Below are 25,670 nucleotides of genomic sequence, written 5' to 3'. Positions count from 1 at the left end.
CTTTTCTTCAGATAGTTGAACACTTCAATCAATGTGCTTCCACATAAATTTTAAAATTATTAAGAATGGCTTGCCAACCTTCCCTTTGCATCGCTATTGAATTTTGTGCTTCGGCGTCAAATATGGTGGTCACTTCTACATGTTCTCCTAGACTTTTAAACCTTGTTGTTGAAACGCGTCCATCTGGCATTGTATAGGTAATTTTTTCATGGTCAAAAACCTCGTCATAAACACCTTCAAAATCAAATCCAAAACTTCCATCCTTGGCTTCCATCCGGCTTGACAACTTCCCACCTACTCTTAAATCATTTTCCGCCTTTGGACAGCACCATTCATCGCTTGCAAAATTCCATTTTGTAATATGATTGGGTTGTGTCCAATAACGCCAAATCTTTTGCAAATCTCCCTTGATGGTTGCTTCTACTGTGATCTTTTCTGCGTTCATGACCTTTACGATTTAATTTTTTTATAGCATAAACGTGGTGATTTGTGCTTGTATATAGTTCAATAGTGCCACGGCGATTTCTCAATAATTTTAAACTAAAAATAGTAATAGGACTTTGGAATGTTGAATATTTAAGTCATCTCAGCAGAAAATCCTGAAATATAATCGTCTGGATTTTGATAAGATTTTTTATTCCTTTTTTAAACTCGATTTTTATAATAGAACGCAGACCTGCCCGTCCGTTCAAGCGGGTAACACGGATGATTTATGATAAAACATGATCAGTTTTCGCTTTAAACGTCATCTGAATAAAACATAGTCTTTTGCGTTTTATGCCTTTCAGAAAAACAGACCCACGTTTTATATAAATTGCTATTCCATCGAGTGTAAACCGATCATATTTCCTTCGGTATCCATAAACATTGTAATAAACCCATGTTTGCCTATAGACATTTTAGGATTCAATATTTTGCCACCTGCTTTCTCGATGCGCTGTTCTTCAATGTTGCAGTCCTTGCTTCCAAAATAAACAACGGTAGAATTCCCTCCCGCCTTCATACCTTCCATTTTAACCAAAGCACCGCTAGCACCATAAGTATTCATGTCACCTGAAAAACTTTTCATTTCGATTTCATCGCTGGTAGGACTCATCAATCTTTCTAATTTTGTCCCCAATACAGTTTCATAAAATTTTGAGGCTCTATTCATGTCATCTACATAAATTTCGAACCAAACGATAGGTGTGTTTACATTCATAATAACTTCAATTTTAAGTTGTTATTAAAATTAAAACAAATTCACTAAACCACACTTGTCATAGGGCAAGAAATTTAATTTTGAAGAATTTCTTTTCGACTACGTCATAAAGATGTATCAGTAACTCCAAAAAATGACGCACGCATTGGACATTTCACCTTTTTTTAGAAAGAATTGTCCTTTTTAATATTTAGGCCGGTTTTATTACCGATTTAAATTTTATTAAAATGATAACGATTATTCAACATAAATCTCAATGTATTGCACAGTCAATAAATGATGTTGTATTTTACAAATAATATCTGAATTTTGATTGCCAGATAAGCCGTCGAACCTCATCTGCCCGCATTAATAGCGCCTGAATTTATAGCTAAAATAATTTGACAACTATCTTTCTAAAATTCAGCACAATAGATTTTATTATTTGTAATTAGTCTAAATAAACTTTGATAAATTAAATCTGCATAATATCTTTGCGTCCTTATTTATAATCAATCCAAATAAAATGGCAATTAAAAAGATATTCTTGTTCCTTGTTTTAATAGGACAATTAAGTTATTCACAATCAAAAATAGAAGGCACAATCACGGATGAAGACAAGAAGATCATCCCTTTCGCTAATGTTTTAATTGAAGGTACAACCTTCGGAACCTCTGCCGATGCCAACGGTTACTTCAAACTCACAAATCTTGCCTCTGGAGATTACACTATTAAAGTTTCTTATGTTGGTTTTAAACCATCATTTCAAACGGTTCAATTAAGAACTAATGAAACTTTAAGCCTCAAATTTCATCTTAGCAGTGATTCAGAATTAGATCAAGTAGAGGTATTTGGAAGCAGATACAAACATCCTGACAAAATTGAAGCACTTACCAGATTACCTTTGGCGCCTTATGAGCAAATACAAAGTATCTCCATTATTTCTGAAAAGCTAATCGCTCAACAAGGCAATTTAACGATAGCTGACGCCACTAAAAACGTTCCAGGAGTTTACGCTTTTGCTACCTATGGTAATAAGCGTGAAAGTATGTCGTCCCGTGGTTTTAGAGGAATTCCAATCTTAAAAAACGGGGTTCGTGTACACTCCGATTTTAGAGGCACTGGGATTTTGACCGATATGCAAGGTGTTGATAATATTCAGGTTCTAAAAGGCGCTGCGGCAATTACACAAGGTGTCGCCACCGATTTAGGAAGCCCAGGTGGTGTGATCAATATTGTGACTAAAACTCCTAAATATTACTATGGTGGCAATGCGTCTGTAAGAGCTGGAAGTTATGGCCAAGCGCGTACCACATTTGATGTTTTTGGACCGCTTACTGCTACTGAAAATGTTGCTTTTAGAATCAATGGTGCTTTGGAACGTGCTGACAGTTTCCGCGATGGCGTGTCCTCTGACCGATTCTACTTCAATCCTTCTTTTGAATGGAAAGTGGATGACAAATCAACACTGACTTTAGAAATGGATTATTTTGACGACAGCCGAACGCCAGATTTGGGTACGGTTAATCTTGCTGAAAATGATGTGAATGCCATATATGACTTACCTCACAATCGCTTTTTAGGATATGCCAATGATCGATCCTTAACCAAAAACGCCACCTATTCAGCGCGTTTTAATCGTGAGCTTAATGATAAATTAAGTTTAAAAGCGGCATTTTTTAAATCAGATTTAGATTTGAATGACAAAGGTGCAAGTCTTGGAACTGTCCTTAAAAACCCTGCTGGAGACCCCATCTACAATCAAAGAAACCGCGGTTATTCTATTTCTGACCGAAAAGATTCCAACAGTGTGCTTCAATTTGATCTTATTGGAGATGACATTAAAACTGGCAGCATTTCCCATACTTTTCAAGTAGGATTCGATTACAGAACTTCAAATTTCAGTACGTCAACCCAAACCGCATCAAACGTCGATACCATTGATGTGTTTGCAGAAAACAACAACGAATTACCTAATAACTTGAAATTAACTGCCGCAAAATTGGCCGGAGCAAAATCGAGAGCGCTTGGTTTTGTAGCACAAGACGTGATCACTTTCAACCCTTGGTTAAAAACATTTTTAGGCATTCGTTATAGCAGCACGCAAACAGAGGCAGAAACAGAAACCACGCGGAGTGATGCTTTCAATCCATTGGCAGGCGTCATACTTACTCCTTTCAAAAACATTAATGTGTTTGCTTCCTATACCAACAGTTCGTACCCAAGAACAGCCTCCAGATTAGATGTTAATGGCAATGCTCTGGGTAATGAACGTTTTGATCAATTAGAAACTGGAATTAAAACCAATTGGTTGGACAGCCGTTTACGATTTAATTTGACCTTCTTCAAAATCAATAATAAAGGCATCAATCTTCCTGTTTATGACGAAAATTGGGTAGCTACAGGCTATTTCCAAAAAGGTGGAAATGATGAACGGAAAGGGATTGAAGTTGAATTGAGTGGTCGAATTCTTGATAATCTTGAAGTCATTACTGGCTATTCCTATATTGATGCACAATACAAAAAACATACGTCCTATGTTTATGGATCAGCGCCCTTAAATACACCTAAGCACACTTTTAACGCTTATGTAAATTATAGCTTTAAAGAGCAATTAGAAGGTTTATCGGTTGGCGCAGGAATTTATTATACTGGCGAACGGCCAATTAATGATTGGAGTTCAGGAGCGGTAACCCACGAAGGAATCGTGCCAAACCAAAAACCATTTTACGTAGATGCTTATACACAAACCAATGCTCAGGTAGCTTACAAATTTAACAACCATTGGAATTTCAGATTTTTACTGAATAACGTTTTCAATGAAATTGGTTATAATGCTTATCGCACCAGTTATATCAATCAGACCGATCCGCGCAATTTTGCGGGTGTATTGACTTATAACTTCTAAACTAAAGTTTATATAATTTAAAAGCACAATCTGATAAGGTTGTGCTTTTTTGATGAACTGATCTGGTTGGGATGGAATTGAGTTTTCCTTTGGGAATTAATATCGAAAATACCCACAAATTCAGTGCAAAGGCCTAACTTTGTAAGTAAATTAATCATCGAAAATCATGGAATACAGAATTGAAAAAGACACAATGGGCGAGGTTAAAGTACCTGCCGATAAACTTTGGGGCGCACAAACTGAACGTTCCCGCAATAACTTTAAAATTGGTGCACCTGCATCAATGCCTTTAGAAATTATTTATGGTTTTGCTTATCTTAAAAAAGCAGCAGCATTTACAAATTGTGAATTAGGCGTTTTACCTATTGAAAAACGCGATTTGATTGCCCAAGTTTGCGATGAGATATTGGAAGGAAAGCATGATGACCAATTTCCATTGGTAATTTGGCAAACTGGTTCTGGTACGCAAAGTAATATGAACGTCAATGAAGTCATTGCCAACAGAGCACAACAATTGGCTGGCAAAACGATTGGCCAAGGCGATCCTGTTATTGGAGCCAATGATGATGTCAACAAATCTCAGTCTTCAAACGATACCTTTCCAACAGGAATGCATATTGCGATTTATAAAAAAATAGCTGAAAACACCATTCATGGCGTCATTCAGTTACGAAATACACTTCATCAAAAAGCTACGGAATTTAAAAATGTCGTAAAAATTGGACGTACCCATTTAATGGACGCGACACCTATTACGCTTGGTCAAGAAATTTCAGGTTATGTAGCACAATTGGATCATGGTCTAAAAGCATTGCAAAATACCTTGCCACATTTAAGCGAATTGGCACTTGGAGGAACTGCCGTAGGTACTGGTTTAAACACACCTAAAGGGTATAGTGAACTTGTTGCAGAGTATATCGCAAAATTTACAGGTTTACCTTTTATTACAGCCCCCAACAAGTTTGAAGCACTCGCCGCACACGATGCTTTAGTCGGAACGCACGGTGCTTTAAAACAATTGGCAGTAAGCTTAAACAAAATCGCCAATGATATCCGTATGATGGCATCCGGTCCAAGAAGCGGTATTGGAGAAATCATCATTCCGGCAAATGAGCCAGGAAGCTCGATTATGCCAGGAAAAGTGAATCCGACACAATGTGAAGCCTTGACCATGGTTTGTGCCCAAGTAATGGGTAATGATGTGGCTGTAAGTGTTGGCGGTACTCAAGGACATTATGAGTTGAACGTGTTCAAACCTATGATGGCGGCCAACCTATTGCAATCTGCTCAATTATTAGGAGATGCTTGTAGAAGTTTTGACGAACATTGCGCACAAGGCATTGAGCCTAACCATGATGTGATCAAGCATTTGTTGAATAACTCGTTGATGTTGGTAACTGCTCTAAACACAAAAATCGGCTATTATAAAGCGGCAGAAATTGCCAATACCGCACATAAAAACGGAACGACCTTAAAAGAAGAAGCTGTTAACTTGGGCTACGTAACCGCTGAAGATTATGATGAATGGGTTAAACCTGAAAACATGGTGGGCGAACTTAAATAATCTATCCTCTTAGATTAAAAAAACATAAAGCCTTCGGGAATTTATAAAAAAGCAAGTTTATTTTAATAACTTGCTTTTTTTATGCGTATTTCGCAACTTAGTTAACACTTAAATTTCACAGATGTCCATACTTATTATCAATATTAAAGAGCTCATTCAAGTTAGAGATCACAACGTTACTATAGTTAAGGGCGAAGACATGAAAATTCTTCCCACTATAAAAAATGCCTATCTCATTATCGAGCATGACACTATTGTTGAATATGGATCTATGTCAGATTATATTGATTATGAAGTCGACGAAGTGATTGATGCCAAAGGAAAAATGGTGCTTCCTGCCTGGTGTGATTCCCACACTCATATTGTGTATGCCGGAGATCGATCGCAAGAATTTGTGGATCGTATCAATGGACTATCTTATGAAGAAATTGCACAACGCGGCGGCGGTATATTAAACTCCGCTGAAGTACTACAAAATACATCTGAAGAGGACCTGTATCAACAATCCTTAAAACGATTAAATCGCGTCATGAAACTGGGCACTGGCGCCATTGAGATAAAATCCGGATATGGTTTAACGGTTGACGCCGAATTAAAAATGCTCCGCGTCATCAAACGCTTAAAAAAAGAGTCCTTGGCACTTATAAAAACAACTTTACTGGCTGCTCATGCCGTTCCGAAAGAATTTAAAGACCATAAGGAAAAGTTTGTGGACCGCGTCATTTCTGAAATGATTCCGCAAGTTGGTCAAGCCAAACTCGCCGATTATATTGATGTGTTTTGTGAGAAAGGTTATTTCGATTTAGAAGATACCGAACGTATTCTACAGGCAGGTGCAGCTTATGGACTCATCCCCAAAATTCACGTCAATCAGTTTAATGCTTTTGGAGGCGTAGCCCTTGCCGTAAAATATAAGGCGCTTTCTGTAGATCATCTTGAAGAAATGAGACCAGAGGACATCGACGCCTTAAAAGACAGTAACACCATGCCTGTAGCGCTTCCCTCCTGTTCTTATTTTATAAGTATTCCGTACACACCAGCACGTCAAATCATTGATGCGGGGTTGCCTTTGGCCATCGCCTCCGATTATAATCCAGGAACGACACCAAGTGGTAATATGAACTTTGTAGTCAGTACGGCGTGCATCAAATTACGAATGACACCCGAAGAAGCCATCAACGCTGCCACCATAAATGGCGCTTATGCCATGGGTATTTCCAATCAATACGGAAGCATTTGTAGAGGAAAAAAAGCGAACCTCATCATTACCAAAGAAATAGAAAGTTATAACAATTTGCCTTATGCCTTTGGCGATAATTTGATTGATACCGTAATCCTAAGTGGAAAAATATTAGATTAATCGGTGTTAACTAAATCTATGGAATAAAGAGCCTTACCAGCCCTCCATCCAATTTGGCCGTTTTAAAACAGACTAAATGTCTGTTGCATTGGTGATATTTATGGTGAAAAATTTGAGCCGGCTTTCACAGAGAACGAGTATGTCCGTGAAAATTCGTGTCAAAATTTTTAGAAGTTAAAGCGAAATGCAATAAAGCACTTAGTTTTAGCTTAATTTGAGACCAATAAGACGCTGTAAAGACGGAATTTCATTAAATATAAAGCATAAAAAAACCCGAAAATCATCTGACTTTCGGGTTTTAAATTTTAATTTATTTTGATTATTCCAAAGTGAATTCAGTAGTTGAAACCAATTCCTTCTTGTTGAAAATATTCACAACATAACGGCCTTTGTCAAACTGTCCTTTTGGAGAAACAAATTCACAAATATTAAGGTTTCTGTTTTCGTAGTTAAATTTACTTACGATGCTATAGTTCAAGACAGTTTGGCCAAATTGAATCTGCTCATTAGCCCCTAAAACATTATCCTTAGGATCTAACACCTGCACATACAATTCTTTATCCCCAGCACCTACTAAAGTGTTTTTTGCAACGGTATAGCAAATTCTGATTTTATCACTACGACGTGCGCGTTCTGTCGGAATTAATTTCCCTGAACTTCTTTCAATAACTCCAAATGCTTTTAATCCTACAGCTTGTAATACTGCTGCATTTTCAACTACGTTTGCCAATTCAGTATTTTGAACCAACAACGAATCGGTAAACATGGTACGTTCTGCCAATCTTACATTAGTGCTGTCCAATGACGTTGATAATAATGCATTTTGGATTTTCAACTTGTCATTTTCAGTTAAAAGTGCTTTCATTTCTTCTTGAAGAGACAAATATTTCTTTCTGTAGCTCATTAAGCTGTTGATGCTGTTTTGAGATATTTTCAATGAATCCATCAAACCTTGAATTCTACCTCTAGCCTCTACCAAATCTTGATTTGCGACTTTATTTTCTCCAATGGCAATATCATATTGTTTTGCCATATTATTTAAATCAGTCATTACCAACTGCTTCTCCTTGGTTAAAGTAGCTTCATTGGCCTTTTTCTCATTATATAATTTTGAGGTGTAAAAACCCGTTCCAACGAACAGGGCTAATAATATCCCCAAGGCAATCTTTAATCCGGTATTTTTGTTACTTTTTGTACTCTCCATAAGTTTTGTTTTTAGTTGTTGATACTTAAATTAAGGCTGGTTTAAAATTATTTAATTGTTAGGAAATAAATAATGATGTACTTTTAATTCTTCAAATGTAAAATTAAATTCCCATAATGGACAAACTTGTTCTATTTAAAACACACGATTTAGATACGTTATTAAAAAAAAGAGCCAATGAATCCAAGTTTGGAGAACATATTCAATTACTTTCTAAGTCTACCAATATATACGAATCTCTTGTTAATTTAGACGTTGACTATGTAATTATTGGGATTCCAGAAGATGTTGGTGTGTTTGCAAACTATGGAAACCGAGGAACAGCCAGAGCTTGGAAAGCTACTTTAAAGGTGTTATTAAACATCCAAAGTAATACGTTTACAAATCCGAGCAAAGTACTCATATTAGGACATCTTGATTTTTCCAAAGAGATGGAAAAGATTGACGGCTATGACGCCTCCGACAAAAGGCACATTGAAAAGGCTCGAAAATTGACCGAAAAAATTGATAAGCACGTCACGGATTTGATCTATCAAATTGTTCGTTCAGGGAAAAAACCAATTGTTGTGGGTGGCGGTCACAACAATGCTTATGGCAATTTAAAAGGAGCTTCCTTGGCTTTTAAAAAACCGATGAATGCGGTCAATTTTGACGCGCATTCTGATTTTAGACGTGAAGAAGGTCGCCATAGTGGCAATGGCTTTAGCTATGCTTACTCTGAAGGTTTTTTAAGGAAGTATTTTATTTTTGGACTGCATGAAAATTATACGTCTGACCATATTTTTAAAACCTTGGACAGATTTAAAGCACTTCAATACAATACTTTTGAATCCTTAATCATCAGAAAGGATAAAAAATTCAAAGCAGAATTAGAACGCGCTGCCAAACATGTGGCAGATAAGCCTTTTGGTATTGAGGTAGATTGTGATGCCATTACGTTAATTCCAAGCAGCGCTATGACCCCCAGCGGTTTTAGCGTTAAAAAGGCCAGATCTTTTGTAAGTTATTTTGGAAAACAGAGCAATGCGGTCTATCTGCATATTTGTGAAGCAGCTCCAACTCCAGAAACTGAGACTATTGTAGGAAAACTGATTACCTATTTGATTACCGATTTTATGAGAGCTAATCAATCAAATGATAATGGAAAATAGACAATACAAAATCGATTTATGGTTATTTATAGGAAGCATCACTGTGTTGCTTTATGTTTTAATAATGAATCTCATGTTTGTAAAAAACTGGAGCAATGATTCCTTTAGAGCACTTATGGAGTGGATCACAATTCCTATTTTTATCATGGGCGCTGTTATTCCCTTGATGGTCATTTTTAGATTTATTTCAAAAAAAACAGAAAGTAGAAGCTTAGCCATCTTAAGCTTGCTTTTCGGATTATTAACAGCCGTTTTAATTGGCTATACAACCTTAGTTTAATGATTGAAATTATTCCTTTTGAGAAAAAGTACGCCAATGATTTTTACACACTCAATGTCGAATGGTTAAAGACTTTCTTTTATGTCGAACCTTTTGACGAAGAAGTATTGAACAAACCCGAACATTATATCATTGATAAGGGCGGTCATATTTTTTATGCCAAACTCGATGGCGAAATTGTTGGAACAGTAGCCTTAATGCCCACTACAGATTCTAATGTTTACGAACTTTCCAAAATGGCTGTTTCCCCAAAACATAGAGGATTTAAAATAGGACAGCAACTGATCCAGTATTGCATTGATTTTGCGAAATCGAATCATTATAAGTCCCTTCTCCTCTACTCGAATACAAAATTGGAAAATGCCATCTATATTTATAGAAAATATGGCTTTGTTGAAATTCCCATGGAGGAAAACTCACCCTACAAACGGAGTGATATTAAGATGGTTCTTGAATTCGAAAGCTGATTAAGAATAATCTAACTAGGATCAATTAAACAACAATTGAATAAGGTGTCATAAGTTTTTAAAACAGACTGAAAGGCTATTGCATTCGTGATATTTATGGCAAAATAAATTTCAGTTAGGCTTCTAAGTGTACAAGTAAATTCGTGAAAATTCGTGAAATTCGTGAAATTCGTGTCAAAATTTTTAGATACTAAAGACGAGATTTACTAAACTGCATGTGCCCGACATACATTATTGTGGGAAGTTTTTAAAACAGACTGAAATTCTGTTCCGTTCGTGAAATTTATGGCAAAAACGTTCTGTTAGGATTCTTAGTTTACGAGTAAGTTCGTGAAAATTCGTGAAATTCGTGTCAAAATTTTTAGATGCTAAAACGAGATGTACCAAAGCATATAAAAGCCCTCCTAAGTTCAGGCGCGATTTTAGCTTAATTTGATACTAACAAAAAACTCCAGTCGCTAAACTGGAGTTTTTAATTTATAGAATACATCTTTGTTTAAACATTTAGGCTACCACGCTCAATTTCTCTTCAACTTCAACTTGGTTAGTGAGCGCAGTCGAACTATCAGTTTCCACTTCAAATTGATTTGAGGTGTTTTTATTTCCATCTGCTTTTAAGGCATTATCCCCTGCAAAAAATGTTTTATGGTCATCGCCAAGGTTGGATCCTGCCATTCGTTGATGCTTTACGCAAGCAACGCCTTTTCGAATTTCTTGGCGCTGAACACCTCTTACATAAGCCAACATGCCTTCCTCCCCAAAATAACCTTCCGTTAAATCATTCATATGCAGCGCGGTGGTATGATAGGTTGGTAATGTAATCAAATGATGGAAAATACCCGCTTCTCTTGCACTATCTCTTTGGAAGGTTTTTATTTTCTGATCGGCACGATAACACAATTCTGAAGCATCATATTCGGCATTCATTAAATTATTTCTATCATAAGCGGTCATGTTTTCACCTTCCGAAAGCATTTCATCATAAGCTTGATTACGGAAATTTAAGGTCCAGTTAAAAGAAGGCGAATTGTTATAAACCAATTTTGCATTTGGAACCGCTTTCTTAATTCTGTTAACCATATGGGCAATTTGCTTCACATTTGGTGTTGGCGTTTCAATCCATAGTAAATCTGCACCATTTTGAAGACTGGTCACACAGTCTAACACCACACGATCAATATTAGAACACTCTTTAAATTGATACAAACCATTTGGCAAACGTACAGGACGCACTAATTTACCATCTCGTTTTAGGAGCACATCGTCTTCTTTGGCATCTTTAATGTCAATTTCTTCAGCTTCAACAAAAGCTAAATATTGTGAAGCCAAATCTCCAGGTTCATTGCTCACTGGCAACTTTTGAGTCAGACTGGCACCTTCTGAATCTGTGCGGGCTACAATAATTCCGTCGTCAACGCCTAATTCCAGAAAGGCATATCGGATGGCATTTAGTTTGGCGATAAAATCTTCGTGCGGCACCGTCACTTTTCCATCTTGATGTCCACATTGTTTCGCATCAGAAACTTGATTTTCAATTTGAATCGCACAAGCGCCAGCTTCAATCATTTTCTTGGTCAATAAATAAGTCGCTTCTTCATTCCCAAAACCTGCGTCGATATCTGCAATAATTGGAACGATGTGGGTTTCAAAATTATCGATTTGATCTTGGACGTCTTCGCCATTTTCAAGTCTTCTGAATAAATCATTGAGCTCAATAGCGTCGGCTTGCCGTAAAAAATCATAAATTTCTTTTATTAAATCAGGAACAACTGTTTTCTCATGCATCGATTGATCTGGCAATGGTCCAAATTCTGACCGTAACGCCGCAACCATCCATCCTGATAGATACAAGTATTTTTTATTGGTTGTTTTGTGATGCTTTTTAACTGCAATCATATTTTGTTGTGCTACAAAACCATGCCAGCACCCTAAAGACTGCGTGTAACTTGAAGCATCAGCATCATATTCAGCCATATCTTTTCTCATAATGGCTGCTGTATATTTAGCGATATCCAATCCTGTTTTAAAACGGTTTTGAGTAACCATCCGCGCTGCGCTTTCAGGGTTTATGGCATGCCAAGTGTTGCCATACTTTGCTTTAAGGTTTCTTACAGTCTCTACCGCAGAACTGTAATTACTTTGTGCTAAATTTTTCATAGTTTTGTGTTTGTTTATTAAAGTTTTTCTAGATTTTGGTAATTACGTCTCGTACACTATTTCCGTAGTTGCGAGACATTTTTTTTATAGGTATTGATAGGCTGGCAACGTCAAAAACTCTTCGAATTCCTTGTTGGTTACCAAAGTGTTGAACAACTCTATCGCTAATTTGAATTTTGTATTTTTCATGTCTACTTTTCCAAATTCCTTGATCAGTTTTTCAACTTCATCATCAAAAACAGTATCGTAAAGCGCTCTTGTGAATTTTCGTCCATCTTCCAAAACGACTTCATTCTTCAGCCATTGCCAAACTTGAGTTCTTGAAATTTCTGCGGTCGCCGCATCTTCCATCAAATTGTATAAGGCTACGGCACCGTGACCTCTTAACCAGGCCTCAGTATATAAAATGCCGACGTTGATGTTTTTCCGCACGCCTTCTTCGGTTACTGTACCTAAAGGCAGCTCAACTAAATTTTCTTTTGTAATCACGACATCATCTCTGGTCACGTGAAACTGATTGGCCGTTGGCATGCGTTTGTCAAATTCGCTCATCGCCACCGCTACCAAATCAGGATGTGCTACCCAAGTGCCATCGTGACCATTTTTGACTTCGCGCTCCTTATCTAAGCGGACCTTTTCCAAGGCCGCATTGTTGGCTTCTGGATTGTTCTTGATCGGAATTTGAGCCGCCATCCCACCAATGGCATGGATCCTTCGTTTATGGCAACGCTGAATGACCAATTTTGAATAAGCCGCCATAAATGGGGTGGTCATCGTTACTTGATCACGATTTGGGACCACAAAATTGTCATGATTTCTGAATTTTTTGATATATGAGAAAATATAATCCCAACGACCGCAGTTTAGTCCGACAATATGATCTTTAAGCTCATAGATAATTTCGTCCAACTGAAAACTTGCCGTAATGGTTTCTATCAAAACTGTGGCTTTAAAAGTCCCGATTGGCACTTCCATATAATTTTCTGCGAAATCGAAAACTTGATTCCACCAGCGTGCTTCCAAATAGTGCTCCAATTTTGGTAAATAGAAATACGGTGCCGAATGGTTTTCTAACAAAGTTTTGGTATTATGAAAAACATACAATCCAAAATCCACTAAACTACCAGACATCTCTTCTTTGTTGATCTGCATATGGCGCTCATTGAGATGTAAACCTCTTGGACGCACCATTAAGACCGCCGTTTCGTCATTAAGCTTATAGGATTTCCTCCTTTGAGCATCGTAGAGAGAAATGGTTTTGTTGTTGGCATCAATAAGATTCTGTTGCCCTTCAATCGCATTGGCCCAAGTTGGTGCATTACTGTCTTCCAAATCGGCCATAAAAGTTTTAGCTCCAGAATTCAGGGCATTGATGACCATTTTTCGGTCAACAGGCCCGGTAATCTCCACACGTCTATCTAATAAGTCCTTCGGAATTGCGCCAGCCACCCAATTCCCTTCTCTGATGTTTTTAGTTTCAGCAGGGAATTCCGGGAACGCGCCTTTATCAAATAGCTTTTGTTGTTTTTCTCTAGCTGTTAGTAATTCAAGACGCTCTTGATTAAATTTTTCGTGTAAAACTGATAAAAATTCGAGGGCTTCATCGGTTAATATTTCAGGATAGTAGTTTTCTACAACCCCTGAGAATTGAGTTTTTGGTACGCTTAAAATGTTGTTTTTCATGATGTTGATGTTTTGATACAACAATGATATAAAAATCTTTTTTAAAAAACAAGCGAACGTTCGCTAAATAATTCAATTCGCTAAAAATTGATATTCGCGAAAAACAATTATATTTGTCAGCATGGAAGAAGAATATATCAAACTTATTTTTGGACTTAAATTAAAGCAGCTCAGGACAGAGAGAAGTCTTTCGCTTTTTGGTCTATCTAAATTATCAGGATTATCAAAGTCGTATTTAAACGAAATTGAAAAGGGAAAAAAATATCCAAAACCCGATAAAATAGCCATTCTTTCTGAAAAACTGGAAGTGCCTTACGACCAGATGGTCTCTTTGAAATTGGACAAAAACCTTTCGCCCATTGGCGATATCTTAAAATCTAAAATTCTAAAAGAAATTCCTTTGGAACTTTTCGGGATTCAAGAAAGCACGCTCATTGATATCGTTTCGAATGCGCCGGCAAAGGTCAATGCCTTTATAAGTACCATTATCGAAATTGCACAGAACTATAATTTCAGTAGAGAAAGCTTTTATTTGGCCTCCTTACGATCCTTTCAAGAAGCCAATCATAATTATTTTGAAGACATTGAACAAGCGGTGATAAAGTTTGCAAAATCCTATCAAATCGATTTGGAAAAACCGATCAGTTCTGACGAATTGAAGGAAATCCTTATTGAGGAATATGGCTATGTATTTAATGAGACTGAATTGGACAAACATCAGACATTGGATATGCTTCGTTCCGTGTTTGTACCAAAAACGAAGACCCTTTTACTAGCCAGTCAAATGGACGATGCTCAGCGTACTTTTATTTATGCTAAAGAAATTGCTTATAATTATTTAGAATATAAAGAGCGCCTCTATACCTTTTCATGGATTAAATTTGAAAATTTCGATCAGGTTTTGAATAATTTTTACGCCTCGTATTTTGCCGGTGCACTCATTTTGCCAAAAAAGACTATTTCAGAACAATTAACCACGCTATTTGAAAAAGAGATTTTTGATAAGCATTTGTTGTTAGAAATCATCGCAGCTTTCAACGCCTCTCCAGAATCATTTTATCAACGCCTGACCAACGTACTGCCCAAAGAATTTAATATTCAGGATTTATTTTTCTTACGGTTTACGCATCGTGCAGGAAGTGAACGCTTTCATCTTAAAAAAGAATTACACTTATCGCAGCAGCATTCGCCACATGGTAATGAAACCAATGAACATTATTGCCGACGTTGGATTTCTTTAAAAGTTTTAAAAACCATCAGTAAGACCAAAGAAGATCATGTTTTTGACTTGCAAATTTCGAATTATCCTGATGACGATATGAAATACCTGGTTTTATCCTCGGCAACAAAAGATCCATTTAAAGAGAATCAATACCGAAGCATTAGCATCGGACTCTTGATTAATAAACAACTACAACGTAGAGTTTCTTTCCTCAAAGATCCTAAAATAAAAACCCAGGATGTTGGCGTAACCTGCGAACGATGTGCCATTGCTGATTGTCAAGTACGGCAATCGCCACCAATACTATTGGAACGAAAAGACAAAAACGACCAGATTGAGATGGTAGTTGCGGATTTACAGAAGCGATTTGGATAATAACACTATGTTTTTGTCATGTCGAACGCAGGGAGACATCTCATAAAGAGTATGGGATTCCTCCTTCGTCGGAATGACAAAAATAAAACACCGGAATGACAAAAACGAGAATGTTGGAATGACGAAAACAGAATGCCTTAAGGATAAATCAATCTCAATTCTCAACCGATTTTAAAGAATCAATCTGACGTTGTAATTTTTTTATTTGATCTGTATTCGCATTCACTTTGGGAATGGACTGAATTGAATCCATTTCTTTTTGCATCATATCCAAGTCAGATGGCGTTTTGACTTCATCATAATAATAACCAATGCCTTCACTGGCTCTCCACGCTTCGTTCAATTGATCATAGACGGTTTTATCCCATTGACTTGGATGTTTGACATCAATCCAGATGACATCACGATATTCACTATCAATCAGTGCTAAATCTGGTGTGGCCGATCCATCAAACTTTTTTGAATATTCTTTTACTGCTGAAACGGTGCCTAAGAAAAACATCCGTCTTCTACCCGCGATATCTTTAATATATGGTCTAAATTCAACAGGTTTATTTACCGACCAATCCACCTCCTTACGGGATTCGATGATTTTTAAAGGCATTGCGGAAACTCCGGCGTAACCTTGTTTCCTGGCCGCATGATCATAATAATATAATTTATCGGTGCCATCAGCAGGCACAAATACGCTATAGGCCAAACTTGTGCGCTCATCGCCAATGGGCTCCAATCCGAACCAATGGTACAAACCATTATAAGCTTTAGCATCGACGCCCTCAAAATTGAAATCGGTTACAAAAGGCTGTTCATTTTGATCGTCTGGCATATCGGGAATTTTTACGGCCGTTTGCATTTTCCATGGCAATGGATCCGTAAATCCGCCTAAAAACTTTAAAGATTCCGCTTGTAAGCGTGACACTTTTTCTGAGAGCGTATTCTGCTTGGTCAAAAACGGATGATTTTTCATTTCCTCTGGACTGATATATGTGCCTTTCCCGATCAAGATACGTTCCACATAATCATTGAAGTCGTGTTTCCCACTATCAATGACCATCACACCTCCAAAAGTTGGATATGGAAAAAAGAAGCCCTTCCATTTGATCAAACTCACCACTTCTACCCATTTTCCTGAATCGTTTTTCATGTAAAACGTATCTCCAGGCTCCATGGTAAACAACTGAAAAATATTGAAACGTTGTACCACGGCATGATAAGTATTTCTACTAAACTTTAAAGATTCGCCAATAGAAAAGGTCACAGGAATGCGATTTTCACTGGAAAACCTTGGAAATGGCGAGGTACTGGAAACTGAAAAGATCTCTTCAGTATTCTCACTGATTTGCTGCATGGTATATTTTTCAGACGGCTGGATAGCCATCGTCCATCTGTTCTCGCCATCGACTCTTACCAAATGCGGCAACGACACGTCCTTCGTTTCTCCAACCGATTCGTTGGCCATAGAGAAAATATTGCGCAATGGTTGGATGCGTTCGTTTTGTGTAAGCGGCAATTCGTTGATTTGAACTTTATTCAAATGATTGAAAACATTGTAGGTTTTCATATAATCATACATCTTAAAGTGCCAACCAATGTAGTAAAGCGATCCAAAAAACAACACTAAAAGTGCCAAAATACCAATGCGCCGTCCAACGCCGACCGAGTTTCGAAAACTTCGCAACCCGAAAAACAATACCAAACCTATCACCAGAATTACAAAAATGAATTTCCTGATCCATAATAAAAAGGGTTGATAATCATCACGAAGGAAAAACAATAATGCTATTAAAACCACTACTCCAATGATGGTTATGGTTTTTTGTCTACTTCCTCTATTCCAATATTTTTTTAGCATGGCCTTTTCTGTTGTGTGTTGTTTGTCGTAAAGTTGATATAATCAGAAATTCAAAAATCGTTAATCTTCAATCGTTATTCACTACTCAAAAATCACATCAATCCTTTATCCTTCAAGCGTTCTCGCGCACTTTTTTGATTCGGATCTTTGAGAACTTCCTTTTCTGCTTCTTCTACAACTTTTGGTTGTCGTGTTGAAATATCCTTAATAAAATCACGACCTTGATCAATGGCACCATCCAATTTTCGCTCTATAGAATCACTTTGCGCGTCAATTATTTTTTCAGACTTTAAAATAAATCCGCCAATATAAGTTCCCAAAAGCGTACCGACAATACTCGAAGCAAATACTGAAATCGTAGCAACATCAATTGGAATCAGGAATCTCGCAATCAAAATTCCAACCAGAAATATCATTCCAACAAATACCAACCGCAGCAAGAATTTTTGTTGATATAGAAAACCTGTAGGATCATTAGGCGACATCTGAAGCTTTTTGGAATACATCATTTTATTAAAAAAACGATACAGTCCGTTGCCGTTTGACTCTCTCCAATACAGAAGAATTCCGAATAAAATTGAGCCGATAAAAACGATAATTTCTAGTGTCATGTGTAAAAGCTGGAAGTTTGAAGCTCGAAGCCCGAAGCTTTGAACTTGCAGATGATTAATTCTATTTCTAATGCAATCATAAGTTATCATATTTATGTTTGAAGTTGGGAGCATGAAGCGCGAAGTTTAACAATTATTGTGGTAAAAAAAGTATTACTTCGCGCATCCAAATTCGTGCTTCATGCTTTTTTAATTCTGTTCCTAAATGCAATGGTCATATTCATTAAATCAAAACATGCTTTATAGAATTTAAGAAAATCGTCTTCATTCAAACAATTTCTTCTTTTCGCTTTATGCAAACACGTCACTACTTCGGGCAGTTGATCTTATTGCATAACCTAAGAATTTTCTATATTCAGCATCTGATTGCAAAATTGAACCTTCTGAAATATTCAATGCTATAGAATCTGACGCTCTTCTAACTTGGGAAGAAAGATTATATAGCTCTTCTTTTGGAAACTTATATGCTAAAGCATTCATCTCCTCTCCCAAGTCCATCGCTTTCTGCCAAATTATTAAATTTTCAAATTTAAATTTCATGATAAAAAAAGTTGGAAGCTGGAAGCGTGGAGCACGAAGCTTGACTATTGCTATTTAATAAAATTATTTCTATTTGAATCATAAACTTATATTTAGGTTTGAAGCAAGAAACTGAAAGCAAAACACTTTAGTTTAACTTCAGTTTATATTCCAAAACTTCAAAAAATGACATTTCTTATACGTTTTATCGATGAAATATTAAAAACTCAACCGAGTCATTACGTACATCATTTCTTATTTTATTGCTAAAGTTTTATGTTGCAAAATATTCCTCGCGTTTTTGCGAAAGAATCAAACCTTCAAATTACAACTCTCTAATATCTAAATTATAAAGATATAAAACTTCATGCTTCGTGCTTCAATCTTCCAACTCTATTCTTCATGCTTCTAGCTCTTAGCTATATATTGTTACGGATGGTTTCAATCACCCAATCTTTCAACGATTCATCCCAATCCTTATAATTTTTATAAAACTGCTCTTTATCATACCAATACAAGAATAAAACATCCAAAGGCGAAATATTAACCAATAATTTCCAAATCAAATCCTGATGCTTCGGACTCAATGATGAATGCGGTTGTTGCAAGGCTTCAAAAAGTTTGACATCTACAATATCTGCCAATTTATATTGGTTGCTGACTTCCATTTTTTCGAGATAAAGCTCAACACTCATGACTTTCTTACGGTCTTCAATCGTCATTTTGTTCAAATAGCCTTTGAACAGCACTTTGTCATCCAAAATATCTTTTATTGGGTTTTGGGTGTCCTTTAAAATCTGAGAAAACATGAATTTTTTGATACGTTCATAGCGTGGTGTCTTTACCACTTCTTCTAAATCATATTCGATAATTAAATGGTCTTGTAATTTATCGAGCAATTCTGGTTGCGAAATGTGATAAATAAAAACCTCATGAGACGTATCTTTTATGGCTTCCTTATGCCATTTCTCATCTTCGAACACCATAATTGGCGCTATGAAATCTCGTAATAGATACACACCTCCAAATGCGCTGGTGTAAAACGAATCCGTTGAGAAATAAAGCTCATTGAGCTCTAAATTTCGGTGTCTTAAATCGCCATAGGTTTTTGCCGAGTCCAACAACTGTTGCTGCAGGTGTTCATCAATAAAATTATTGCCCTGTTTAAAGCTATCAATCAGTTGAAACTGCTTTTTTTGCTCCTTATCAAGATTGTTGATCAGTTTAAAACTTATGGAAATATCCTTGTATTTTAAAATATCTAAAGGCTCATAAAAGGCATCGATATATTGGTCAAAATCAATGCAAATCGCACAGTCTCTCGTAATATCATTGATTTTTTCTTCATAGGTTTTAAAGATGTGCTGCATCATATCCCTATCAAAAGTATGAAAAGGCACATACACAGGTTTTCCCTTTTGCAATGGCGTTATGATGATACCGTTTGGATTGGCCTCTCCATTATTTAGATAATGAATTTCCTTTTTTTCTTCAGCAATTTCAGGACTCCAACCAATTCCGTCAATAGAAAAACCCGAGAGTTTTGTTTCAGCAATTCCCAAAGTTTTCAGGCACTGATTGTAACGCTCAACAAGCTTCCCACTAATTGGGATGAGTTCATCTCTAAATAAATGTGCTGCTTTTAGCTTTTCCATTAACTGGTTTCTAGTTTCTAAAATAAACTTTATTCTTTATTCTTTATTCTTTATTCTTTATTCTTTATTCTTTATTCTTTATTCTTTATTCTTTATTCTTTATTAAATCATTCATTTGTGCATACTGTAACAACATGATTGTTTTAGCATCTCGAATGTCTCCTGATTCCATCATTTTGAGAGCTTTTAAAAACGGCATTTCCAAAACTTCAATCTCTTCATGTTCTCCCGCAACACCGCCACCTTCATTAATCTTCATAGCATCTGTATAAGGCGCAATAAATAAATACATTTTTTCTGTTAATGCTCCAGGAGACATATAAGCTTCCAGAACCTTTTTAACTTCTTTTATTTTATACCCCACTTCTTCTTCCACTTCTCGAATGATGGTCGATTCTGGGGATTGATTTTTATCAATGGCTCCAGCGCAGACTTCAAGTGACATGGCTTCATCAGGATTAGTTTCGTAAATGGGCATCCGGAATTGTTTCGTCAAAATAACAGTCCTCTTTTCAATATTATATAACAAAACGCCTGTGCCATTTCCGCGATCATAACTTTCTCTTGAAACGCGTTTCCATGTACCGTCTTTGAATTTATAATCATAATCAATCTGAAGCAAAGTTGCCCAAGCTTTAGAAAGGGTTTTATGGACGATATTTTTTATGTTTTCTGACATTCTTTGTTGTTTGTGTGGTGTTAATCGGTTTAATGAACTCATTCATATTAGACAATAATTCGTTTAATTTTCATAGAACACTGATGATGCTGATTCTGCTGATTTCCACTGATTTATTAGCCTTTATTTCAGTTCGTCTCTCATGTTTATTGATGAACTTCTATTGTCTATTTTCTATACTCTATTTTCTTCCCTCTTTTCTCTATTTCTCAAACTTCTTTCGTGCTTCCAATTCTATATTGAGCTGATTGACTCTTGAATCGACTTGACGTTTAAAATCGGTGTCGGCTATAGTGGCCACATTATCAAGATAACGCACCACTTCCTGACGTCTTATTTCTGAAAAATTAAGACCTTTCATATTAGCGCGCATCAATTCCTGTAGCATGTTGAATTTGGTATCATACGTCTGTTTAAAATAAAATTCCGGATTATCGAACCAAGCCGTTTCCAAATCAAAATCAGTTAAACGCAATGAAATGGCCGATTGGATATTCCTGACATCACGCGATGAAAAGAATGGAAAAACCTGTTGGATTTCCTTATATAAATTGGCGTAAAACTGATGTTCATTCGTTTGAAACTGCTTTTCAACACGATCATAAACGGCATGGACTCGTTCTTCTGAAGGCTTATCCACAGATTTCAAGATTTCTCCCATACTTTTTGCCAAACCTTGATCTTGAAGATATTTATATTGATCAGGATTTTTCATATTTATAAAATCTGGCATGGTGTCCTGTAACTTGCGCCACCATAAATGATCCTGATCCAAAAAGTCGTTTTCCGTTCGCGCACCATCAATTTTGAATCGTCCTTGCACACGCGAAATCACGGCTTTATCCAGCATTTCTGGTAAATTGGTAAATAGTCCGATGGCGCTGTTGCCATAATTTACTGCGTACGCGCCTTCCGTATATCTCAAAAACACTCCAATGACTTCTTTAACACCGGCAGAAACCCCTTGAGCGGTTCGCTCCTGTAAATTGTTTTCGGCATCATCAATCGGCGCAAAAATCAATTTTGTGGGATCTTGCATGGGTTTCATCCACTCCACCATTTTCTCTGCCGAACCACCTTGAAAAGTGGAGATCAAGGTATCTGGCATCGGATGAAATAAAAACGGGATTTCTAAATGGTCACAATACTCTTTTAATCGCGTCGCAATAGCGGCAATGAGCATACTTTTTCCTGTTCCAGGGATGCCGTAGCCCATAAAGACTGGCATAAATCCGCCCAATTCCTGAAACGGATTTTTTTTTGCCGTAAAATCATAACTCAACATTCGCTCCGTTAAACGCCGGGCAAAATGTTTGGCGTCTTTATTACCGACAATTTGCTCAAACTTTATTTTGTTGAACTCTATACTTTTGGCAGCACCGGCGAAAGCGTTATTCCATCCAGAAATCGCGAAATCTGAATGCTCCAGTTTATAAGTGCGATCCAAAATAGTTTCTTGATATTCTAAAGTAGATTTTCGCATTTGGATTTCGTCAATCAGCGCTTCAAAAAACACCACTGTAAAATCAGCCACGTCCTTATCGCTTTTGATAATATCTGGATGTCCCAAATACTTATCATAATAAAATAAAGTACAGGCCACACCTTTTAATGGCGTTAATAACGACACCTCAGGAATTCCAGCAAATTTCTGTTTCATGACGCTCAAATCATCCGACGCATACGATTTAAGGTTATGTAAAATATTATAGGCCGCGGCAAACAACATGAACGCTGTAGCGGTGTGCATTTTGCTTTCATATTCTCTTTTGCCCAAGCTGTCCAAAGAAGCTTTACGCTCATTTAAACTGGATAATCCTGAGGCATGATAATAACTGTCCTTGATCCAAATCCCCAAAGTCAGACCTTCCTGAACGGCATATAAGGTTTGATTGAGTAACACAGGAATGGCAATAGAATCTGGCAACAGACGTTTTTTAAGCTCCAAAATCGTTTTAGATACCGAAGTCGTTTCCGGATTATTTGAGCCGTTATTGGCTCTAGAAAGATAAAGCAGAATTGAATCGTCCTTAGCATTTTTGTCTTTGCTTTTGGCACGTTGCCCTTGCTCCCATTGGATGCTTTTGAGATACGATGCTGCTTCATCACGAAGCATATCGAGTTCGTTTTGTTTTATGGGGAATGTGGAGTTTTGTTGCATATTTTTTAAGTCTTCAGTTGGCAGTCCTCAGCGGGCAGTCCTCAGCTGGCAGTCTGCAGTCCGTAGTCTATAGTGTTCTATCTTTTGAATTGCCATTATTATTTTAATCCGAATTTATCGGGATTGTTGATCATATAATTTAAGAGTCTTCCAATTTCTTCACTCTTTAGTTGTAATTCTATTCTCTTAGGTTCAGCTATATAATCTCAAGCCAAAGCAAAATCTAACCACAATTGAGTTTCAGAATTTTCACTATCAGCATCAGATAATTTACTTTTGAAATGCTTTTCATATTGTCGTTTTCTATAAGCTTCTGCAATTGCTGAGCAAACAGCTCGGCTTGATCTTACCATTTGAGACGTCAATACAAATTGTTCGGATTTCGGAAAACCCTTTGTCACGTGGAAAATATCCATGGCTAAATCAAATCCTCTCTGATATGCTAATAATTTTTTGAAACCCATGTTTTTAGTCTTCAGTTGGCAGTCTTCAGTCTTACTTTTAGATTGCCGTTAATATTTTAATCCAAAATTTTTCACCATATAACTTAAGAGTTCACTATCATCTTTATAATCCATTTTTCAGCCCTCAGTTTTGATATTAATGACTAAAACAATTTCAAATCGAAATATCTGCCGACTGAAGACTGAAGACTGCTGACTGCCGACTTCTACTCTTTACTTATCTTCAAATCCGCAATCTGAATCGGTGGTTTGGCCAACCCATTCATGATTTCAGGTGTTTTACTGTACAATAACTGAATAATGCGATGTGGCGCCAAGACATAACTTTTTTGGATGGGTCCGTTCCATTTTTGTAAGATCTGTTTGGAGAAATAGCCGCCTTCAGAAAATTCACTTCCAGAAGTCACTTCGTCAATACTTAAGGACAATGCATACGATTCCAATGGCACCTCTTTATTGGCAATACTTTTTAAAATGGCATGGGTAATTTGATTTTCGTCCTTGGCATAAACATTATGAAAAGGTCCCAAATCAACCCTTTTGATATGTTTTGGTTTGATATCCTCTAATTTTCTATCAATGCCATACGCCATGACCTCTAAGGTCATGTCTCTATCGGCTGAGTTTTTTAGTACCTCGTAAATTTGTGTTTTGTTGTTTTCAATATTAGAACCTTCAAAATCGAAGTACATATAGCAGATAAATGGTCGGTTGCAGCCGACATCAAAAAAGCTCCAGCTAGTCATATATTCAGCACCTGAACCTTCTGGCGCTTTTATGATTTTTCCTTGAACAAAACGATTAAAAATAAATTTTTGTTCTACGGAAGTATAATAAACGATGGAAGCCGCTTGAAATAGTCTGCTTTTTTTAATGGGTTCTTTCTTTCGGAGCAAGGTATCCAAAAACTCTTCCTGCAATTCACTCACATCTTTGAGCTTGTCGATATAATTTTCCCTCAAGGACAAATCATTAAACAAATAGCGGAATTCCAAATAGTTGGGGAAGCCAGATTCCGTGAGATCAACTTTCATATTGTCTTCCTCATCATACATGTACTTGACACGCATGGCTTCAATGGAATACAAGAGCAAATCAGCATATTGCTTAAAAAAAATGATTTCTTGTGTGGTGCACAATTGTTCACGTTGTGCACTTACTATCAATTCTTTTAGAGCAAAATCGACCATTTTATGATAAAAGACATATTGCTCTTTAGAATCGAGATATGCAGAATCTAATGGTGTGACGATTTGATTGATGGACACTTTTTTTGAATTAAAAATTAATACTAAAAATCATGAATTAAGCACGACATTTGTTATTGCTAAAGCCCGCGTTAAGGATTGAGGCATTGTTGGAGCTCCTCGAAGAGAGCGACTGCCGAAAGCCTGACCACGCTTTTTTGCGTGGGAACGCCCTAAAAAAAACTAAAGACCTGACAGGTTTTGAAAATCTTTCAGGTCAATCATCATTCTAGTCAAGACAATAAATCGTCATTATTTGTTTTGGCCTTTGTTGCTGCTGCTGGCTGTTCAGCATCATCATTTCCAGAAGACGCATTGGCATCAGCCTTATAATAATCTTCGAAAATTTCTTTCATGTCAATGCCATAACGCTCTGCAAAATTCTTCTGGATATCGATATCCTTGGCACGAATTTCCTGTAAAGCCTCCGCATAACTGCTATAGACCCCTTGCATTACTTTTTCGTGAACTGGAATATTGTCCATCATTTCCTGACGTGCTTTGGCACTCGCGGTGTGCATCGAGGCCAAAGTGACGCCGATGTGCTCATCGGTTTTAACTCCTAAATGCTCTAAAATGGAAGCGAATTCCTGATCTGTTCGAGCTTTTAAGGCCACTACATAGCCGTCATAATATTTAAGACGTTCTTCGGTATCGCTCTTTAATTTTGCGCGGTGTGTTTGCAAATTGCTTCGTAAAGAGGTCAATACTTTAATGGTCAAGTTGTGTTTATGCACAAAACTATCTTTACTCGCGGCTAAAGTGGTGTAGGCGTTTTTAAGGCCTTCCAACTCTTCAATTTTCTGTTCTAAGGTGGTCACTTTTCCAACGGCTTGTGCATATTGGGACGACTGTTTATCGACGATCTCCTCTAACTCTTGACGTGCTTGCCTTAACAAGGCGTAATTGTCATCGAGTTTTGCTTCTACTT

Annotated in this window: 20 protein-coding genes and 1 pseudogene; 7 read left to right on the top strand and 14 right to left on the bottom strand. The window is 36.9% G+C overall.

The window, feature by feature from the left end:
- Positions 1–28 precede the first annotated feature (28 nt).
- Complete coding sequence (locus ABIQ28_RS05390; RefSeq protein WP_348035855.1) at positions 29–445, bottom strand: SRPBCC family protein; 417 nt, start codon at positions 443–445, stop codon at positions 29–31.
- A gap of 372 nt (positions 446–817) precedes the next feature.
- Positions 818–1,201, bottom strand: coding sequence for a VOC family protein (locus ABIQ28_RS05385; RefSeq protein WP_348035854.1), 384 nt, complete (start codon positions 1,199–1,201; stop codon positions 818–820).
- Between the two features lie 505 nt (positions 1,202–1,706).
- Between ABIQ28_RS05385 and ABIQ28_RS05380 the strand changes: the two genes are divergently transcribed.
- The 3 genes from ABIQ28_RS05380 (at position 1,707) to hutI (ending at position 7,012) form a co-directional block, all read left to right on the top strand.
- Positions 1,707–4,088, top strand: a complete 2,382-nt coding sequence (locus ABIQ28_RS05380) for a TonB-dependent receptor (protein ID WP_348035853.1) — start codon at positions 1,707–1,709, stop codon at positions 4,086–4,088.
- A gap of 166 nt (positions 4,089–4,254) precedes the next feature.
- A complete protein-coding gene (gene fumC, locus ABIQ28_RS05375) occupies positions 4,255–5,652 on the top strand; it encodes a class II fumarate hydratase (protein ID WP_348035852.1) in 1,398 nt (465 codons plus the stop codon).
- Positions 5,653–5,773: 121 nt separating this feature from the next.
- Entirely contained in the window at positions 5,774–7,012 is a 1,239-nt protein-coding gene (gene hutI / locus ABIQ28_RS05370) for an imidazolonepropionase (RefSeq protein ID WP_348035851.1), read from the top strand.
- Positions 7,013–7,331: 319 nt separating this feature from the next.
- Here hutI and ABIQ28_RS05365 read toward each other — a convergent pair whose 3' ends face one another.
- Positions 7,332–8,216 carry a chromosome partitioning protein ParA gene (locus tag ABIQ28_RS05365; RefSeq protein ID WP_348035850.1) on the bottom strand — a complete coding sequence of 295 codons (885 nt, stop codon included), beginning with the start codon at positions 8,214–8,216 and terminating at the stop codon, positions 7,332–7,334.
- Positions 8,217–8,332: 116 nt separating this feature from the next.
- Between ABIQ28_RS05365 and ABIQ28_RS05360 the strand changes: the two genes are divergently transcribed.
- Genes ABIQ28_RS05360 through ABIQ28_RS05350 form a run of 3 tightly spaced genes read left to right on the top strand, consistent with a single transcriptional unit; the run spans position 8,333 to position 10,114 of the window.
- Positions 8,333–9,367 (top strand): formimidoylglutamase, encoded by a 1,035-nt coding sequence (locus ABIQ28_RS05360; protein ID WP_348035849.1) that lies wholly within the window; start codon positions 8,333–8,335, stop codon positions 9,365–9,367.
- Complete coding sequence (locus tag ABIQ28_RS05355; RefSeq protein WP_348035848.1) at positions 9,357–9,647, top strand: hypothetical protein; 291 nt, start codon at positions 9,357–9,359, stop codon at positions 9,645–9,647. The genes ABIQ28_RS05360 and ABIQ28_RS05355 overlap by 11 nt, the downstream gene beginning before the upstream one ends.
- Positions 9,647–10,114 carry a GNAT family N-acetyltransferase gene (locus ABIQ28_RS05350; protein ID WP_348035847.1) on the top strand — a complete coding sequence of 156 codons (468 nt, stop codon included), beginning with the start codon at positions 9,647–9,649 and terminating at the stop codon, positions 10,112–10,114. The genes ABIQ28_RS05355 and ABIQ28_RS05350 overlap by 1 nt, the downstream gene beginning before the upstream one ends.
- A 504-nt stretch (positions 10,115–10,618) precedes the next feature.
- Here ABIQ28_RS05350 and ABIQ28_RS05345 read toward each other — a convergent pair.
- Positions 10,619–12,271, bottom strand: a complete 1,653-nt coding sequence (locus ABIQ28_RS05345; protein WP_348035846.1) for an isocitrate lyase — start codon at positions 12,269–12,271, stop codon at positions 10,619–10,621.
- Between the two features lie 84 nt (positions 12,272–12,355).
- Positions 12,356–13,954, bottom strand: coding sequence for a malate synthase A (gene aceB / locus ABIQ28_RS05340; protein WP_348035845.1), 1,599 nt, complete (start codon positions 13,952–13,954; stop codon positions 12,356–12,358).
- 121 nt (positions 13,955–14,075) lie between these two features.
- On the opposite strand from aceB, the gene ABIQ28_RS05335 reads away from it, so the two are divergent.
- Positions 14,076–15,551, top strand: coding sequence for a helix-turn-helix domain-containing protein (locus ABIQ28_RS05335; protein WP_348035844.1), 1,476 nt, complete (start codon positions 14,076–14,078; stop codon positions 15,549–15,551).
- A 154-nt stretch (positions 15,552–15,705) separates the two neighbouring features.
- Here ABIQ28_RS05335 and ABIQ28_RS05330 read toward each other — a convergent pair whose 3' ends face one another.
- The 9 genes and pseudogenes from ABIQ28_RS05330 to ABIQ28_RS05290 form a co-directional block, all read right to left on the bottom strand.
- Positions 15,706–17,403, bottom strand: a complete 1,698-nt coding sequence (locus ABIQ28_RS05330; protein ID WP_348035843.1) for a hypothetical protein — start codon at positions 17,401–17,403, stop codon at positions 15,706–15,708.
- A gap of 92 nt (positions 17,404–17,495) precedes the next feature.
- Positions 17,496–18,014 carry a hypothetical protein gene (locus tag ABIQ28_RS05325; RefSeq protein ID WP_348035842.1) on the bottom strand — a complete coding sequence of 173 codons (519 nt, stop codon included), beginning with the start codon at positions 18,012–18,014 and terminating at the stop codon, positions 17,496–17,498.
- A gap of 291 nt (positions 18,015–18,305) precedes the next feature.
- Positions 18,306–18,554: a four helix bundle protein gene (locus tag ABIQ28_RS05320; RefSeq protein ID WP_348035841.1), complete on the bottom strand. Its 249-nt coding sequence runs from the start codon at positions 18,552–18,554 to the stop codon at positions 18,306–18,308.
- 398 nt (positions 18,555–18,952) lie between these two features.
- Positions 18,953–20,188, bottom strand: a complete 1,236-nt coding sequence (locus ABIQ28_RS05315) for a DUF6638 family protein (protein ID WP_348035840.1) — start codon at positions 20,186–20,188, stop codon at positions 18,953–18,955.
- A gap of 85 nt (positions 20,189–20,273) precedes the next feature.
- On the bottom strand, positions 20,274–20,867 hold the full coding sequence (locus ABIQ28_RS05310; RefSeq protein ID WP_348035839.1) for an NUDIX domain-containing protein: 594 nt from the start codon (positions 20,865–20,867) through the stop codon (positions 20,274–20,276).
- Positions 20,868–21,069: 202 nt separating this feature from the next.
- Positions 21,070–23,028, bottom strand: a complete 1,959-nt coding sequence (locus ABIQ28_RS05305) for an AAA family ATPase (RefSeq protein WP_348035838.1) — start codon at positions 23,026–23,028, stop codon at positions 21,070–21,072.
- Positions 23,029–23,234: 206 nt separating this feature from the next.
- A complete protein-coding gene (locus tag ABIQ28_RS05300; protein WP_348035837.1) occupies positions 23,235–23,492 on the bottom strand; it encodes a four helix bundle protein in 258 nt (85 codons plus the stop codon).
- Positions 23,493–23,698: 206 nt separating this feature from the next.
- Positions 23,699–24,760: a hypothetical protein gene (locus ABIQ28_RS05295; protein WP_348035836.1), complete on the bottom strand. Its 1,062-nt coding sequence runs from the start codon at positions 24,758–24,760 to the stop codon at positions 23,699–23,701.
- 212 nt (positions 24,761–24,972) lie between these two features.
- A pseudogene (locus ABIQ28_RS05290) lies at positions 24,973–25,670 on the bottom strand (microtubule-binding protein); the annotation flags it as partial.

It is taken from the genome of Gelidibacter sp. (assembly GCF_039916245.1).
GTDB lineage: Bacteria > Bacteroidota > Bacteroidia > Flavobacteriales > Flavobacteriaceae > Gelidibacter.
Note: the sequence above shows the minus strand (reverse complement) of the source record. Positions and strands in the feature narration are given on the sequence as shown.